This window comes from Fumia xinanensis (assembly GCF_014384905.1).
Taxonomy (GTDB): Bacteria; Bacillota; Clostridia; order Oscillospirales; family Ruminococcaceae; genus Fumia; species Fumia xinanensis.
On the sequence record NZ_JACRSV010000001.1, the window covers coordinates 1 to 14,681 of the forward strand.

The following is a 14,681-nucleotide window of genomic DNA, read 5'->3' on the forward strand; positions in this document are numbered from 1 at the left end:
TCAGGTAAGACCCCTTGAAGACTACAAGGTTGATAGGCTCAAAGTGTAAGCGTCGTGAGGCGTTAAGCTAGCGAGTACTAATCGGTCGAGGGCTTGACCATAAGATGTGGTTTCAAAACGATCTTCGATGTTTTTTTGTTCAATTTTGAGGGTACCGTGTATTGACAAAAGAGGATATATATGGTATTCTGAAAAGCAGTTGGTGCTAATGGCGGTGAGGACACACCTGTTCCCATACCGAACACAGAAGTTAAGCTCACCCGCGTCGAAAATACTTGGCTGGAGACGGCCTGGGAAGATAGAACGGTGCCAGCACAAAAGAAACGGACTGAAATTCAGTCCGTTTTGTATATTGCCTCTTAGCTCAGTTGGTAGAGCATGCGGCTGTTAACCGCAGGGTCGTCAGTTCGAGCCTGACAGAGGCAGCCAAAAAGGAAGAGCAGTGTGGACGCAGTCCATGCTGCTCTTCCTTTTTCGTTAACTTTTTCAGACTTGCACTCACGGTACTGCGTTTCGGGAGACGGATCGCGGCTGTCTGCACCACGCTTGCGTGGTGCGCCGCAGAGGTCGTCAGTTCGAGCCTGACAGAGGCAGCCAAAAAGGAAGAGCAGTGTGGACGTAGTCTATGCTGCTTTCTTCTTTGGCTTCTTCCTTTTTCTATTATTCTGCTCGGGGTTATTAGTATATTGAACATAGATTTTTAGATAAAATGATGATAGAAAAACATAGATTTGTTATTGTATTCAATTTTTTACTATGCTATGATGGACGTATCAATGAAGAGGAGAAAATCTATGTTTACAAAAAAATATTTTGCTGATACAGTAGACGGAACGCCGGTTTTTTCATTTGAAACTAAAAACACTCTAGGTACTAAAGTACAGGTTCTCAGTTATGGTGGAATTGTAAAATCTTTGCAAGTCTGTGACTACACAGGTGATACGAGAGATATTGTCTTAGGATATGATACTTTAGACTGTTATGAACAACAGGATAAGTATTTTGGTGCTTTGGTGGGTCGCTGCGCAAATCGAATTGGCGACGGTTGCTTTTCTATTGACGGGAGAACTTATTTATTGAGTACAAATGAGGGCAGAAATCAGCTGCACGGCGGTGTCTTTGGTTTTGATAAGAAAATTTGGAAAGATAGTCTAGATGGCGATAATTTACGGCTAATTTATACAAGTGCTGACGGAGAAGAAGGTTATCCGGGAGAATTGACGGCCACAGTTACTTACTCTCTGACAGAAGCAAACGAATTCTGTATTGATTACGAGGCTGTCGCCAGCTGTGATACGGTGGTCAGCTTGACCAATCACAGCTATTTTAATCTCAATGGGCACGATTCCGGAAGTATTTGTGGGCATTTGCTAAAAATTAATTCGGATACTATTACTCCCGTTAAAGAGGACATGGTTGCTTTTGGGACTAGAATGCCTGTCACTGGTTCACCCTTTGATTTTCAGGATTTTTATCGCATTGGCAAACGAATTGACGATTCTCATGAACAATTGCATATTGGCGGCGGATATGACCATAACTATATCATAAATGGAACGGGGATGCGGCTGGCAGCAGAGCTTGTTGGGGATAAAAGCAACATAAAAATGGACGTCTATACGGATATGGATGGAATGCAGCTCTATACGGGGAACTTTATTGAAGGCTCTCCATTGGGTAAAAATGGTATCCTTTACAAAAATCGGAGTGCAGTCTGCCTGGAGACACAGTTTCTCCCCAATGCCATCAATTGCCCCGATTTTCCCTCGCCTATACTGCATGTGGGTGAAGTGTATCGTCATCGAACTGTCTATCAATTTAAAACCATTTGATTGGAGAGAATAATTTGAAACGGGAAATCCTTTTATTGCAAAGACTGATGAAAGAAAAGAATATTGACGTATATCTGGTCCCAACTTCTGATTTTCATCAGTCGGAGTATATTAGCGGTTATTTTAAAGAACGGGAATACCTTTCCGGATTTACCGGTTCTGCTGGTACTTTGGTTGTCACATGTGAGGAAGCGTTGCTGTGGACCGACGGCCGTTATTTTATTCAGGCGGAAAATGAGCTTGCAGGAAGCGGTATTCGCCTTTTGAAATCAGGGGAGGAAGGAGTCCCTACAATAAGCGAGTTTTTATTTGAAGCCTTGCAGTCAGGCCAAACTTTTGCTTTTGACGGGAGATTGATTTCCGCTGCATTAGGTATAGAATGGAAAAAAAGGTTGAACGAAAAAGACGTGCAGATTAGCTGGAAACAAAATCTTTTGGACGAAATTTGGAAGGAGCGCCCCAGTTTGCCGGAACGGTCAGCTTATTTGCTGCCAGAATGCTATTCTGGAAAATCCCGTGCTGATAAGCTTAAAGATATGCGGCTGGCGATGGAACAGCAAGGGACTGATGGACATTTGCTTACTGCTTTAGATGACATCGCATGGCTGTTAAATCTAAGGGGCAGCGATGTGGTTCACACTCCCGTCCCACTATCCTATCTTTATCTTACCTTACAGGATGCCATTCTCTATATCTCTCCGAAATCGTTGGATGCCAAAGCGAAAAAGGAACTGGAGCAAGACGGAATTCAGCTCCGTCTTTATGATAAAATTTATGAGGATCTCCCAGAACTTACGGAGAAACACGCGGTGCTTTTAGATACGGCCTGTGTCAACTACAGCCTTTATTGCAGTCTGTCTGGGGATGCTGTCAATGGAACAAATCCAGAAAAAATGCAAAAAGCCATAAAGAATCCTGTGGAGATAAAAAATTTAATTCAATGTCACGTCAAAGACGGTGTGGCGGTTACCCGCTTTATGCTCTGGCTTAAGAAAAACGTCCGCAGATCCTCCATAACGGAAATAAGTGCGTCAGACTATTTAGAGAACTGTCGGCGAAAACAGGAGCATTACTTGGAACCCAGCTTTCACACGATATCCGCTTACAAGGAGCATGGGGCGATGATGCATTATGCTGCAACGGACCAGACCAATGCGGCACTGGCCTCCGAAGGGATGCTGCTGGTGGATTCCGGAGGGCAGTACCTTGAAGGCACCACCGATGTCACCCGGACATTTGTGTTGGGCCCTATATCAGCTGAGGCAAAGCTCCATTTTACAACAGTTGTACGAAGTATGCTCAATTTGGCGTCTGCACGGTTTTTATATGGATGCCGGGGTGGTAATCTGGATATTTTGGCGAGAGGTCCTTTATGGCAATTGGGGATCGATTACAAATGCGGAACTGGTCACGGTGTCGGATACCTGTTGAGCGTCCACGAGGGGCCTAATGGTTTCCGTTGGAAAATGGAGCAGGGCGTGGACAGTACAGCAGTTTTGGAAGAGGGCATGGTCACGACAGATGAGCCGGGTGTGTATTTACAAGGCGAATACGGTATCCGCATCGAAAACGAGTTGATTTGCCGCAGAGGGGATAAAAATGAATATGGACAATTTATGTACTTTGAGCCGCTGACACTTGTCCCTATCGATTTGGATGGTATCGACGTACAGTATATGCAGGAAATGGAAATCAGTGCGCTCAATGAGTATCACAAGCTGGTTTTTAAACGATTGTCTCCTTATTTCGATGGAGAAGAATTAGAAACCCTGCGGTACTATACCCGTCCTCTGGAAAAGAAAATATAAGGATGATATTTTGACGGCAGGTGCTTGCCACATTAGCAAACCCGGCAGTTTCCATTCGAGGAACTGCCGGGCTTTCTAGTAGTCGAGGCCAAAAGACATGTTTTGTTATCGGGAACGGCTGGAAGGATATACGGCGGCGTCGCCCAGCAGTTGTTCGATTTTTAACAGGCGGTTATATTTGCAGACACGGTCAGTACGGGCGGGGGCTCCAGTTTTAATTTGGCCGGCATTTAATGCAACGGAGATATCTGCAATGGAGGTGTCCTCTGTTTCGCCGCTCCGATGGGAGATGATGGTTTGGTACCCGTTTTGCTGCGCCAACCGAATGGAGAGCATTGTCTCACTTAAACTGCCAATCTGATTTGGCTTTATCAGAATGGCATTTGCGCTTTGCTGCTCGATCCCCTTTTGAAGACGTTTCGGATTGGTGACGAATAAATCGTCTCCAACAATCTGCACCTTGTTGCCGATTTGCCGGGTAATTTCGGTAAATCCGGGGAAATCTTCCTCGCCGAGGGGATCCTCAATGGAGACCACAGGATATTTTTCACAAAATCTCTCAAAATAGGAGATGAGTTCCTCCCTGGTCAGTTCTTTTTTCTTTTTGGGAAAGAAGTATTTTCCATTTTGAAACCATTCGCTGGCTGCGGCGTCAATGGCAATATTAACTTCTTTTCCCGGCTGGTAACCGGCTCCTTCAATGGCTTCTACCAAAAGTTGAAGGGCTTGTTCATCATCTTCCAGATCGGGAGCAAATCCGCCTTCATCTCCTACAGTGGTGGAAAGGCCTTTGGAATGGAGCACTTTTTTAAGCTGATGATAAACCTCTGTACCTATCTTCATGGCTTCCCGGAAGCTTTGAGCACCCACAGGACGAATCATAAATTCCTGAATGTCTACGTTGTTGCTGGCGTGAGCACCGCCATTAAGAATATTCATCATGGGTACCGGCAGCGTGACGCCGTCCATACCGCCCAGGTAACGGTAAAACTCCATATTAGAAGCCTTAGCCCCGGCTTTGGCACAAGCAAGGGAAACGGCTAGAATGGCATTGGCACCCAGTCTGGATTTGTTATCGGTTCCGTCCAGGGCAATCATAGTCTGGTCGAGCTCTTGCTGCCCGAAAATACATTTTCCTTGTAAAGCACTATTAATCTTTCCATTGATATTGGATACCGCTTTTTCTACTCCTTTTCCCTGATACTCTTTACCGCCGTCTCTCAGTTCGCAGGCTTCGTATTGCCCGGTGGAAGCGCCGGAGGGTACGCTTGCACAGGCAGTAAGTCCATTTTGCAGCTCTACAGTAGCCTCTACAGTAGGCGTTCCCCTTGAATCAAAGATTTGTCTTCCAGATACTTTTTTAATGGATGTGATATTCATACTTTTGCTCCTTTCGAATGCAGTGCATTTGTTTTCCTTTTAGTTTAAACAATTTTTTGTTATTTATAAAACTTTTTATGCCGTTAATCAGTATTTACATGGAAAGGAGAATATTTTATAAAAGGCAATCAATTTATACTGAGACTGCCAATTTTGTAAAAATGCAATATCCGGGCGCAGTAAATGAAGTGTAATACATTTCAGTACTCTATGATGAAAACACAAAACGCACCCCATATTTCAGGGATGCGTTTTCTGGATACGGCGGTTTGCCGCTGGTACGCCTGATGCGATTCGAACGCACGACCTTCAGAGTCGGAGTCTGACACTCTATCCAGCTGAGCTACAGGCGCATATGCATTTTTGATAACTGTTATATTATAACAAAAGGCAGAGAAAAAATCAAGGCCTTTCTACGTAATTTCTTTTTTCTCTTGTCTGGGAGGAGTGTTGCAACAAATTGGAGGATTCTTCTTTAAATCTGTGAAAATCGACGGCTTTTTTCAGAAAGATTGACCCACCAGGTAAAAAAGTGTAAAATAAACTTAATTTTATACAAATGTTTTGGTATATGAAATAAGATAAATGAGTTAAAAGGGTGGAAAGCATGGACATCAAAAAATTGGCGGTGGAAAAGCATCAGGAGTGGCGAGGCAAAATCGAAATCGTTTCCCGGTGCCAGGTGACCAATGGGGACGAATTATCAGTGGCATATACGCCTGGGGTGGCGCAGCCTTGCTTGGAAATTGAAAAAAATCCAGAGCGTTCTTTTGAACTGACAAGACGTTCCAATTTGGTAGCAGTTATCAGCGACGGGACCGCCGTTTTAGGCCTCGGCGATATCGGCCCGGAGGCCGCTATGCCTGTTATGGAGGGAAAAGCTGTCCTTCTAAAGGAGTTTGGCGGCGTAGATGCGGTGCCTCTTTGTTTGAACAGCAAGGATGTGGATGAATTGGTCCGCACTATTGAAATGCTGGCCCCCAGCTTCGGCGGCATCAATTTGGAGGACATTTCGGCACCCAGGTGCTTTGAGGTGGAAAAGAGGCTCAAGGAAAAACTGTCGATTCCGGTTTTCCACGACGACCAGCATGGGACGGCCATCGTCGTATCTGCGGCGCTGATCAACGCCCTGAAACTCACTGACAAGCGATTTGAGGATGTGACTATTGTTATCAACGGCGCAGGTGCGGCCGGCATTGCCATTGCTAAGCACCTGTTAAGCTTTGGCGCGGGCAATGTGATTCTTTGTGACAGGGGTGGCATCGTCTACGATGGAGCGCCTTATATCAATGAAGCTCAGCAGAAGATGACTTCTGTCACCAATCGAAAGAATCAGACTGGCACTTTGGCAGATGCCATGAAGGGAGCAGATATTTTTATCGGAGTATCACGGCCTGATATGGTCACGGCGGACATGATAAAGTCAATGGCACGGCAGCCGATTGTCTTTGCCATGGCAAACCCCACCCCTGAGATCATGCCGGATGCGGCTAAAAAGGCAGGCGCTTATATTGTGGGCACCGGTCGGAGCGATTTTCCCAATCAGGTCAACAATGTCCTGGCCTTTCCGGGCATTTTCAAAGGAGCGTTGGAAGCGGGGGCGACGGATATAACCGAAGGGATGAAACGGGCCGCTTCTTTGGCCATCGCCTCGGTTCTCTGTGATGATGAAATTGCCGCTGACTGCGTTCTTCCAAATCCGTTTGATAAAAGAGTAGCCCTTCAAGTTGCCGAAGCCGTCAAGCAGGAGGCAATCCGAGAAGGCGTAATTCGCGAGGCCCTCAAGAACGCATAGAAGAACGATTTGGAGGTAAACTTTCAAACATGGAGTTCTGCGCCATATCCGCAAATGCAGTGACTTTAATTTTACCATGCAGGGCCGGCCCAAAACATCCAGAAAGGAATGTTGATTTACATGACGATTTCTTACCAGCCTAAAGGCGTTTGTTCCCGAAAAATAGAAGCCACCATCGAAGATGGAATTATCAAAGACGTGCGTTTCAGCGGCGGATGCAGCGGAAATACCCAGGGGGTAGCCGCTCTTTGCAAAGGCCGCAAAGTCAATGAAGTGATTCCGTTGCTTCAAAATATTAAATGTGGGTTTAGAGGGACATCTTGTCCAGCGCAGCTTGCATTAGCACTGAAACAGGCTTTGAGTGAAGAATAGATGTCTTTTGCACGAAGACACATTATAAAAAATGTCCGCTTGTAGTTGAAAAAGCGGACATTTTCTGCTATAGTAGATGAGATAAGTAATACATTCTGATTGCAAATGTAAAAACGGTTTTGGCCGTATGAAGGGAAGGGATTGTTGTGCCAATTAATATACCAGCCTCGCTTCCGGCGAACTCTCTGCTGCAGCGGGAGAATATTTTCGTAATGGAAGAAGAGCGGGCTTCCCATCAGGATATCCGGCCGCTGAAAATCGCTATACTGAACCTGATGCCCAAAAAAATTGAGACGGAGACCCAGCTTTTGCGGCTGCTTTCCAACTCACCTCTCCAGATTGACCTGGAACTGTTGCAGACGGCCTCCCATGTATCCAAAAACACGCCGGAAAAGCATCTGTTTAAGTTTTATAAGACCATTGACGACGTAAGGAATCAGCGGTTTGATGGGCTGATTATCACCGGTGCGCCGGTGGAACAGCTTGCTTATGAGCAAGTGGATTACTGGGAGGAGCTATGCGACATTTTTGAGTGGTCTAAAACCAATGTATACTCCACCTTCCATATCTGCTGGGGGGCGCAGGCTGGACTCTATTATCACTATGGTATACCAAAATACGATTTGGCTAAAAAAATGTTCGGTGTGTTTCCCCACCGGGTATTACAGCCTTATCATCAGCTTTTGCGGGGATTTGACGAGACCTTCTACGTTCCCCATTCCCGCCACACAGAGATTCGGTTAGAAGATGTGGAGAAGGTAAAAGAGCTGGAAGTGCTCACCTATTCGGATGAAGCGGGAGTACATATCATAGCAGACCGCTTCGGCAGGCAGTTTTTTGTGACCGGGCATTCGGAGTACGACCGTGAGACCCTTTCAGGGGAGTATTTCAGGGATTTGGAAAAGGGGCTTCCCATTGACATTCCCCGTCATTACTTTGAAGGGGATAACCCGGACAACCCGCCGGTGCTCACTTGGAGAGCTCATGCCAATCTTCTGTTTGTGAACTGGCTCAACTACTTCGTCTACCAGCAGACGCCCTATAATTTGGAGGAAATGAACCGGCATCAGGCCGAAAATCGATAAATTTGCGGAATTTGCTTGATTATTCGTAGAAATAGGGTATAATGATACCATACACAAAAAGAGGGCCGACGGCCTTTGGGAGGGAAAAAGATGGTTGTAACAAAAGATATGCTCATTGGCGATATATTGGATGCAGCACCGTCCACCGCTCCGTTTTTCCTGGAGATGGGGATGCACTGCTTAGGCTGCCCTTCGGCGAGAGGCGAATCCATTGCCGACGCTTGCGAAGTGCATGATGTGGACGTAAACGTGCTCATTGAGAAAATCAATAAGCATTTGTCCGGCCTGGAATAAACTCTGATTTTACGGCAAAAGAACGGACAGACTGTCCGTTCTTTTTTCATTATAGAACAACAAGTTTTCGGGATAATTGCCTGCAATTTATGATGACGATAGTAGGCTGGGCTCTTTATTGTACGACAAAGGGGAAAAGACGTTGATTGCAATTGACAAAAGGCTTAAAACCATTGCGGGATTTGTAACCCATGGCGGATTCGCCGTCGATGTGGGAACCGACCACGGGTATTTGGCGATTTACTTGGTGGAGTCAGGGCGCTCCAAAAAGGCATTGGCCACCGATGTGCGGGAAATGCCGCTGCAGTCGGCAAAACAGAATATCGCCGAACATCTGCTGGGGGAAAAAATTAACACGATGCTCACCGACGGCCTCACAGGAGTGGAATTGGGAGGCGTTACCGATATTATTGTCGCTGGGATGGGCGGGATTCTCATTTCCGAGATACTGGAGGCGCGGCATCCATTGGGCGGCAAAAATCTGGTGCTCCAGCCGATGACTCAGGCGGGACATCTGCGCCAGTGGCTTTGTCAAAACGGTTACAATATTTTAGAGGAGGCTCCCGCCTTTGTAGGGGACAAGGCCTACTGTGTGATCCATGCCCAATATGACGGCGTTGTTCGGGATAGTGACGAGCTGTTTTGCCTGGTTGGGAAAATTCCACAATCCAAGGGTGAAGATGTGGAAAGATATCTTGCTCACATCGAGCAAAAGCTTTTAAAAAAGGCGGCGGGGCTGAAAAAGTCTGGAAAAGAGCCGGAAGAACTGCGTCGGACCCTGGATTTGGTTGACAAACTAGGCAGGAAAAGGTAAAATATATAAGATTAGAATGCTTTTGGAAGGGGTGTGGAAATATGAGCACAATTGGTGAAATCAGGGCCGCCATAGACCAGTGGGCGCCGTCGGAAACAGCGGAGAGTTACGACAATGTGGGGCTTCTCATCGGCGACGATTTTTTGGAAGTGACAAGATGCCTTGTGACCTTAGACGTCACTCAAGCCGTCTGCGACGAAGCGGCGGGGTGGGGAGCGGAGCTCGTCCTTTCCCATCATCCGGTTATTTTTGATCCTTTAAAGCGGATTTCATCGAGAAGTACGGTGTATCAGCTGATTCAGGCAGGCATTTCGGTGCTCTCTGCCCACACCAATCTGGACAAGGCGAAAAACGGCGTCAACGACACGCTGATACAGCGGCTCGGGGTGAAAAGCGCCGTCCCCGTGGGGGACACGGATGATTGCCTTTTGATGGGTACTTTGGACAATATGATGACCGCAAACGAGTTAGCGGAAATGGTAAAAGAAAAATTGAAGATACCGGCTTTGCGTCTTTACGACGCGGGCTTCCCCATCGAGACAGTGGCGGTGTGTTGCGGAGCGGGCGGCAGCTTTTTGATGGACGCCGTAAACGCCGGGGCAGACGCTATGATTACTGGCGACGTGAAGCACAACACCGTTGTGGATGCGGCGGATTACGGCTTGACCCTCATCGACGCAGGGCATTTTGAAACAGAGCACCTTATTGTGGAAAAGCTCATCGAATACTTGACCCCTTTGTTCCCGGATGTGGAATTCGCCCGGGCAAAAAGCTGTAAGCCGTTATTTCAAACGGTGTAGAAAGGAAAGATAAATGGCATTAGACGGTGCGTTTCTGCACACCATAAAAGCGCAAATTGAATCGGAAGCCATGGGCAGCCGCATCGACAAAATCTACCAGCCGTCGCGGGAAGAAATCGTGTTGGTACTGCGTTCCCGGGGCTGGGTTGGAAAGCTGCTTTTGTCGGCCGGTGCCGACAGCCCCCGTATTCACTTCACGCAAAGCGAAATGGAAAACCCAAAAGTCCCGCCTATGTTTTGCATGCTTCTGCGCAAGCATTTAAGCGGCGGAAAGCTCATCTCAGTACGGCAGTTGGGATTGGACCGGGTGCTGTATCTCGATTTTGAGACGACAAACGAACTGGGCGATGTGGTGACGATCACCGTGGCGGTGGAGATCATGGGCCGCCATTCCAATGTGATTGTAGTGGGGCCGGACGGCAAAATTCTCGATGCAGTGAAGCGGATCGACCGGGATATGTCGGGAGTGCGCCCTATTTTGCCCGGTATGACGTATACCTTCCCACCTCAGCAGGAGAAACTCAATTTGCTGACAGCTCAGCGGGATGAAATCAGGGAAAGTATTTTAAACGCCAAGGGCTTGGACATCGCCAAAAGTATCGCGGCGGCCTTCGAGGGATTTTCCGCCGTGCTGGCGCGAGAGGCAGCTTTTTATGCCACTCACGGTCAGCAAGCGGATAAAACAAAACTCACCGACGATCAGTGGGACAGGCTTTTGTTCTATCTGGGGCGGCTGCGGGAAAACCTTTCGGAAAACCGAAATGTTTACACGGTGATTTACGACCAGAGCGGAAAACCCAAGGATTTTTCCTTTGTGGAAATCAAACAGTACGCGGCTTTGATGCAAAGTCGGGTTTTCGAGACGCCCAGCGGATTGCTGGACAGCTTTTATTCCGAGCGGGTGCGCATCGAGCGGATGAAGCAGCGCTCCAACGATTTGCTGAAGATGCTCCTAAACACCACCGAGCGGCTGAGTCGCAAGCTGGCGGCCCAGCGGGAAGAACTCCAGCAGTGCGGCGACAGGGAGCAGCTAAAGGTATATGGCGACCTGATTTCTGCCAACCTCTACAATATGCAAAAAGGGCAGCAGTCGGTGAGGCTTTTGAATTTTTACCACGATAATGAAGAAATCCAAATCGAGCTGGACCCGGCGCTCACCCCTGTTCAGAATGCGCAAAAATACTATAAGGAATACCACAAGGCGGCGACGGCGGAAAAAATGCTCACATCCCTGATCGAGCAGGGGGAGCAGGAACTGCTGTACGTGGACAGCGTATTTGACGCGGTGTCAAGGACAGTGGGAGAAAGCGAACTCCTGGAAATCCGGCAGGAGCTGTCGGAACAGGGATACATCAAAAACTACAAGAACAAAAACAAGATGCTCAAATCCCAGCCCCCGCTAAAATACCGGTCTTCTGACGGATACCTCATCTACTGTGGCCGCAACAACAAGCAAAACGATAGGCTCACCTTGCGGGATGCCAGAAAAGACGACATCTGGATGCACACCCAGGGATTTGCCGGCTCCCACGTGATTATCGTCACCGACGGTGAGACGCTGGACGAGCTGCCCGACCGGACGGTGGAGGAGGCGGCGATGATCGCGGCCTACAACTCCAAAGCACGGGATGCGGCGCTGGTGCCGGTGGACTATACCCAGGTGCGAAACGTGAAAAAGCCAAACGGCGCAAAGCCGGGCATGGTGATTTTTGACCACTACTTTACCCTGTATGTGACTCCAGAGGAAGAAAAGGTCAGGGCGCTGGCTCAATAAAAGATTAACAATGATAAAGGACTGTGATAGAGATGGCAAAAGAACTGGAGAAGATGTACAATCCCCGGGAATTCGAGGATCGCATCTATAAATTCTGGATGGATGGCGGGTATTTTACCCCCACCATCGACCCCGACAAAAAGCCCTATACAATCGTAATCCCGCCCCCAAACATTACGGGGCAGCTCCACATGGGACATGCGGTGGACGAGACGTTACAGGACATCCTCATCCGTTGGAGACGGATGCAGGGCTACGCCACCCTCTGGCTCCCTGGCACCGACCACGCTGCTATCGCCACCGAGGCGAAGATCGTGGCGGCCATGAAAGAAGAGGGACTCTCAAAAGATGATGTGGGCTACGACGGATTTATGGAGCGGGCCTGGAAGTGGAAAGAAGTATACGGCGGCCGCATTGTCGAGCAGCTCAAAAAGCTGGGCGCGTCCTGCGACTGGTCGAGAGAGAGCTTTACCATGGACGAGCGTTGCTCCGCGGCGGTCAAGGAGGTTTTTGTAAACCTCTACAACAAAGGGCTCATTTATCGGGGCGAGCGCATTATCAACTGGTGCCCTACCTGTAAAACCTCCATCTCCGACGCCGAAGTGGAATACGAGGAACAGCAGGGCCATTTCTGGCATCTGCGGTATCCCTTTAAAGACGGAAGCGGCTACCTGGAACTGGCCACCACTCGTCCGGAAACCATGCTGGGCGATACGGCAGTTGCAGTTAATCCCGAGGACGAACGCTACAAAGATTTGGTAGGTAAAACCCTGATTCTGCCGCTGGTGAACCGGGAGATCCCCGTTGTGGCCGACAGTTACGTGGATATGGAATTCGGAACCGGTGTCGTGAAAATCACTCCTGCCCACGACCCCAACGACTTTGAAGTGGGTCTCAGGCACAATCTGCCGGTTATCAGCATTCTGACCGACGACGCCCACATTGTGGACGGCTATGGCAAGTACAGCGGCATGGAGCGCTACGAGGCTCGCAAGGCTATCGTCAAGGATTTGGAGGAGCAGGGATTTTTGGTCCGGGTGGAGGATCACGCCCACAATGTTGGCACCTGCTACCGCTGCGGCACCACAGTAGAGCCCAAGGTTTCCAAACAGTGGTTTGTCAAAATGGAGCCGCTGGCGAAACCTGCTATTGAAGCGGTTCGCTCCGGCGAAGTCAAGTTTGTCCCCGAGCGTTTCGATAAAACCTACTTCCACTGGATGGAGAACATCAAGGACTGGTGCATCTCCCGCCAGCTCTGGTGGGGACACCGAATTCCCGCCTACTACTGCGCCGACTGCGGCGAGATGATCGTCTCGAAGGAAGCGCCTCATACCTGCCCCAAATGCGGCAGCCAGAATCTCAAACAGGACGATGACACTCTGGACACCTGGTTTAGTTCAGCGCTCTGGCCTTTCTCCACTTTGGGATGGCTGGAAAACGCCGACGACTACAAGTATTTCTATCCCACCAGCACGTTGGTCACCGGTTATGATATCATTTTCTTCTGGGTTGCCCGAATGATTTTCTCCGGCATCGAGCACACTGGTAAAGTGCCTTTCAACACGGTGTTTATCCACGGCCTCGTTCGGGACAGCCAGGGACGGAAGATGAGTAAATCTTTGGGAAATGGCATCGACCCCTTGCAGGTCATCGATGAGTACGGCGCCGACGCACTGCGATTCATGCTGGCAAGCGGCATCAGCCCCGGCAACGACACCCGTTACATCGACGAGAAGGTAAAGGCTGCCCGGAACTTCGCCAACAAGCTCTGGAACGCCACCCGGTTTATTCTGATGAACTTGAGTGATGCAGTGACAAAACCGGAACTTCCCGCCGAGCTTTTAATGGAGGACCGCTGGGTGCTGTCCCAGTACAACCGCCTGGTGAAAGAAGTGGGCGAAAACCTGGAGAAATTTGAGCTGGGCGTGGCCGCGCAGAAAATTTACGACTTTTTGTGGGATGTGCTCTGCGACTGGTATATCGAGATTTCCAAAGCAAGATTGCAGGCAGGCGGAGAGGCTTCTCTTAATGCCCAGAAGGTGCTGGTGTACGTGCTGGCAAATACTCTGAAGCTGCTGCATCCCTTCATGCCATTTATCACCGAAGAAATCTGGCAGAGTATCTCCAATGACTGCGAGACCATTATGATGGCGAAGTTCCCGGAATACAAGCCGGAATTGGATTTTGCTGAAGACGAGCGGGAATTTACCCGCATCATGGACGCCATCAAGGCCATCCGCAATGTTCGCGCCGAGAAAAACGTCCCGCCGTCTAGAAAAGCAAACATCTATATCGAGACGGAGTATGAAGACACTTTCCGCAAAGGCGCTTCTTTCTTCGAGCGGCTGGCGTCGGCTTCCGCTGTCAATGTGGGAACTGATTTTGCGGTGGAAAACGCCGCTTTGGCCGTCACCGACAGCTGTAAGGTGTTCATTCCCATGGGCGAGCTGATCGACAAGGACAAGGAACTCGCCCGCCTAGGCAAAGAGAAAGAAGCCTGCGAAAAAGACATCGCGATTATTTCCAGTAAGCTGAACAACGCTTCCTTTGTGGAGCGGGCGCCAGAAAAGGTCGTCAATGCTGAGCGGGAAAAACTTGCTAGGGCCCAGGAGCGGATGAACAAAATCCTTGAAAGTATCGAGGCGCTGGGTTAATCAACAAAGAATAAAAGGGCGGGATTTCCCGCCCTTTTTCAGGTGGTGAAAATAGTGGAGTATCAAGAAGCAC

General features: G+C 48.8%; 11 protein-coding genes, 2 tRNA genes and 2 rRNA genes. 13 read left to right on the top strand and 2 right to left on the bottom strand.

What is annotated here, in order from left to right; all coding sequences use genetic code 11:
* From H8710_RS00005 to H8710_RS00025, 5 genes are all read left to right on the top strand, one after another.
* Window positions 1–101, top strand: a 23S ribosomal RNA gene (locus tag H8710_RS00005); the annotation flags it as partial.
* Window positions 102–198: 97 nt separating this feature from the next.
* Window positions 199–315, top strand: a 5S ribosomal RNA gene (gene rrf, locus H8710_RS00010).
* Window positions 316–353: 38 nt separating this feature from the next.
* A tRNA-Asn gene (locus tag H8710_RS00015) sits at window positions 354–429 on the top strand.
* 365 nt (window positions 430–794) lie between these two features.
* Complete coding sequence (locus H8710_RS00020) at window positions 795–1,832, top strand: aldose epimerase family protein (RefSeq protein WP_249293336.1); 1,038 nt, start codon at window positions 795–797, stop codon at window positions 1,830–1,832.
* A gap of 14 nt (window positions 1,833–1,846) precedes the next feature.
* Window positions 1,847–3,640 (top strand): aminopeptidase P family protein, encoded by a 1,794-nt coding sequence (locus tag H8710_RS00025; protein ID WP_346727078.1) that lies wholly within the window; start codon window positions 1,847–1,849, stop codon window positions 3,638–3,640.
* Window positions 3,641–3,745: 105 nt separating this feature from the next.
* Here H8710_RS00025 and eno read toward each other — a convergent pair whose 3' ends face one another.
* Both eno and H8710_RS00035 read right to left on the bottom strand, forming a co-directional pair.
* A complete protein-coding gene (eno, locus tag H8710_RS00030) occupies window positions 3,746–5,020 on the bottom strand; it encodes a phosphopyruvate hydratase (RefSeq protein WP_283242735.1) in 1,275 nt (424 codons plus the stop codon).
* A 276-nt stretch (window positions 5,021–5,296) separates the two neighbouring features.
* Window positions 5,297–5,373, bottom strand: a tRNA-Arg gene (locus H8710_RS00035).
* Between the two features lie 254 nt (window positions 5,374–5,627).
* Between H8710_RS00035 and H8710_RS00040 the strand changes: the two genes are divergently transcribed.
* The 8 genes from H8710_RS00040 to H8710_RS00075 all read left to right on the top strand — a co-directional run bounded on the left by H8710_RS00040 (window position 5,628) and on the right by H8710_RS00075 (window position 14,608).
* Window positions 5,628–6,815 carry an NAD(P)-dependent malic enzyme gene (locus tag H8710_RS00040; RefSeq protein WP_249293337.1) on the top strand — a complete coding sequence of 396 codons (1,188 nt, stop codon included), beginning with the start codon at window positions 5,628–5,630 and terminating at the stop codon, window positions 6,813–6,815.
* A gap of 108 nt (window positions 6,816–6,923) precedes the next feature.
* Complete coding sequence (locus H8710_RS00045; protein ID WP_249293338.1) at window positions 6,924–7,187, top strand: TIGR03905 family TSCPD domain-containing protein; 264 nt, start codon at window positions 6,924–6,926, stop codon at window positions 7,185–7,187.
* A gap of 146 nt (window positions 7,188–7,333) precedes the next feature.
* Entirely contained in the window at window positions 7,334–8,272 is a 939-nt protein-coding gene (metA, locus tag H8710_RS00050; protein WP_249293339.1) for a homoserine O-acetyltransferase MetA, read from the top strand.
* Window positions 8,273–8,362: 90 nt separating this feature from the next.
* Window positions 8,363–8,566 carry a DUF1858 domain-containing protein gene (locus H8710_RS00055; RefSeq protein WP_249293340.1) on the top strand — a complete coding sequence of 68 codons (204 nt, stop codon included), beginning with the start codon at window positions 8,363–8,365 and terminating at the stop codon, window positions 8,564–8,566.
* A 142-nt stretch (window positions 8,567–8,708) separates the two neighbouring features.
* Window positions 8,709–9,380, top strand: coding sequence for a tRNA (adenine(22)-N(1))-methyltransferase (locus tag H8710_RS00060; RefSeq protein WP_249293341.1), 672 nt, complete (start codon window positions 8,709–8,711; stop codon window positions 9,378–9,380).
* Between the two features lie 41 nt (window positions 9,381–9,421).
* The gene (locus H8710_RS00065; RefSeq protein WP_249293342.1) at window positions 9,422–10,180 is read left to right on the top strand and encodes a Nif3-like dinuclear metal center hexameric protein; all 759 of its coding nucleotides are present in this window, start codon (window positions 9,422–9,424) and stop codon (window positions 10,178–10,180) included.
* 13 nt (window positions 10,181–10,193) lie between these two features.
* Window positions 10,194–11,954, top strand: a complete 1,761-nt coding sequence (locus H8710_RS00070; protein ID WP_249293343.1) for an Rqc2 family fibronectin-binding protein — start codon at window positions 10,194–10,196, stop codon at window positions 11,952–11,954.
* Window positions 11,955–11,986: 32 nt separating this feature from the next.
* Complete coding sequence (locus H8710_RS00075) at window positions 11,987–14,608, top strand: valine--tRNA ligase (RefSeq protein ID WP_249293344.1); 2,622 nt, start codon at window positions 11,987–11,989, stop codon at window positions 14,606–14,608.
* Window positions 14,609–14,681 lie beyond the last annotated feature (73 nt).

Coding starts and splice junctions, on each gene's coding strand:
- H8710_RS00020 (WP_249293336.1), top strand. CDS start 795: ATGTTTACAAAAAAATATTTTGCTGATACAGTAGACGGAACGCCGGTT.
- eno (WP_283242735.1), bottom strand. CDS start 5,020: ATGAATATCACATCCATTAAAAAAGTATCTGGAAGACAAATCTTTGAT.
- H8710_RS00040 (WP_249293337.1), top strand. CDS start 5,628: ATGGACATCAAAAAATTGGCGGTGGAAAAGCATCAGGAGTGGCGAGGC.
- H8710_RS00045 (WP_249293338.1), top strand. CDS start 6,924: ATGTTGATTTACATGACGATTTCTTACCAGCCTAAAGGCGTTTGTTCC.
- H8710_RS00055 (WP_249293340.1), top strand. CDS start 8,363: ATGGTTGTAACAAAAGATATGCTCATTGGCGATATATTGGATGCAGCA.
- H8710_RS00065 (WP_249293342.1), top strand. CDS start 9,422: ATGAGCACAATTGGTGAAATCAGGGCCGCCATAGACCAGTGGGCGCCG.
- H8710_RS00070 (WP_249293343.1), top strand. CDS start 10,194: ATGGCATTAGACGGTGCGTTTCTGCACACCATAAAAGCGCAAATTGAA.
- H8710_RS00075 (WP_249293344.1), top strand. CDS start 11,987: ATGGCAAAAGAACTGGAGAAGATGTACAATCCCCGGGAATTCGAGGAT.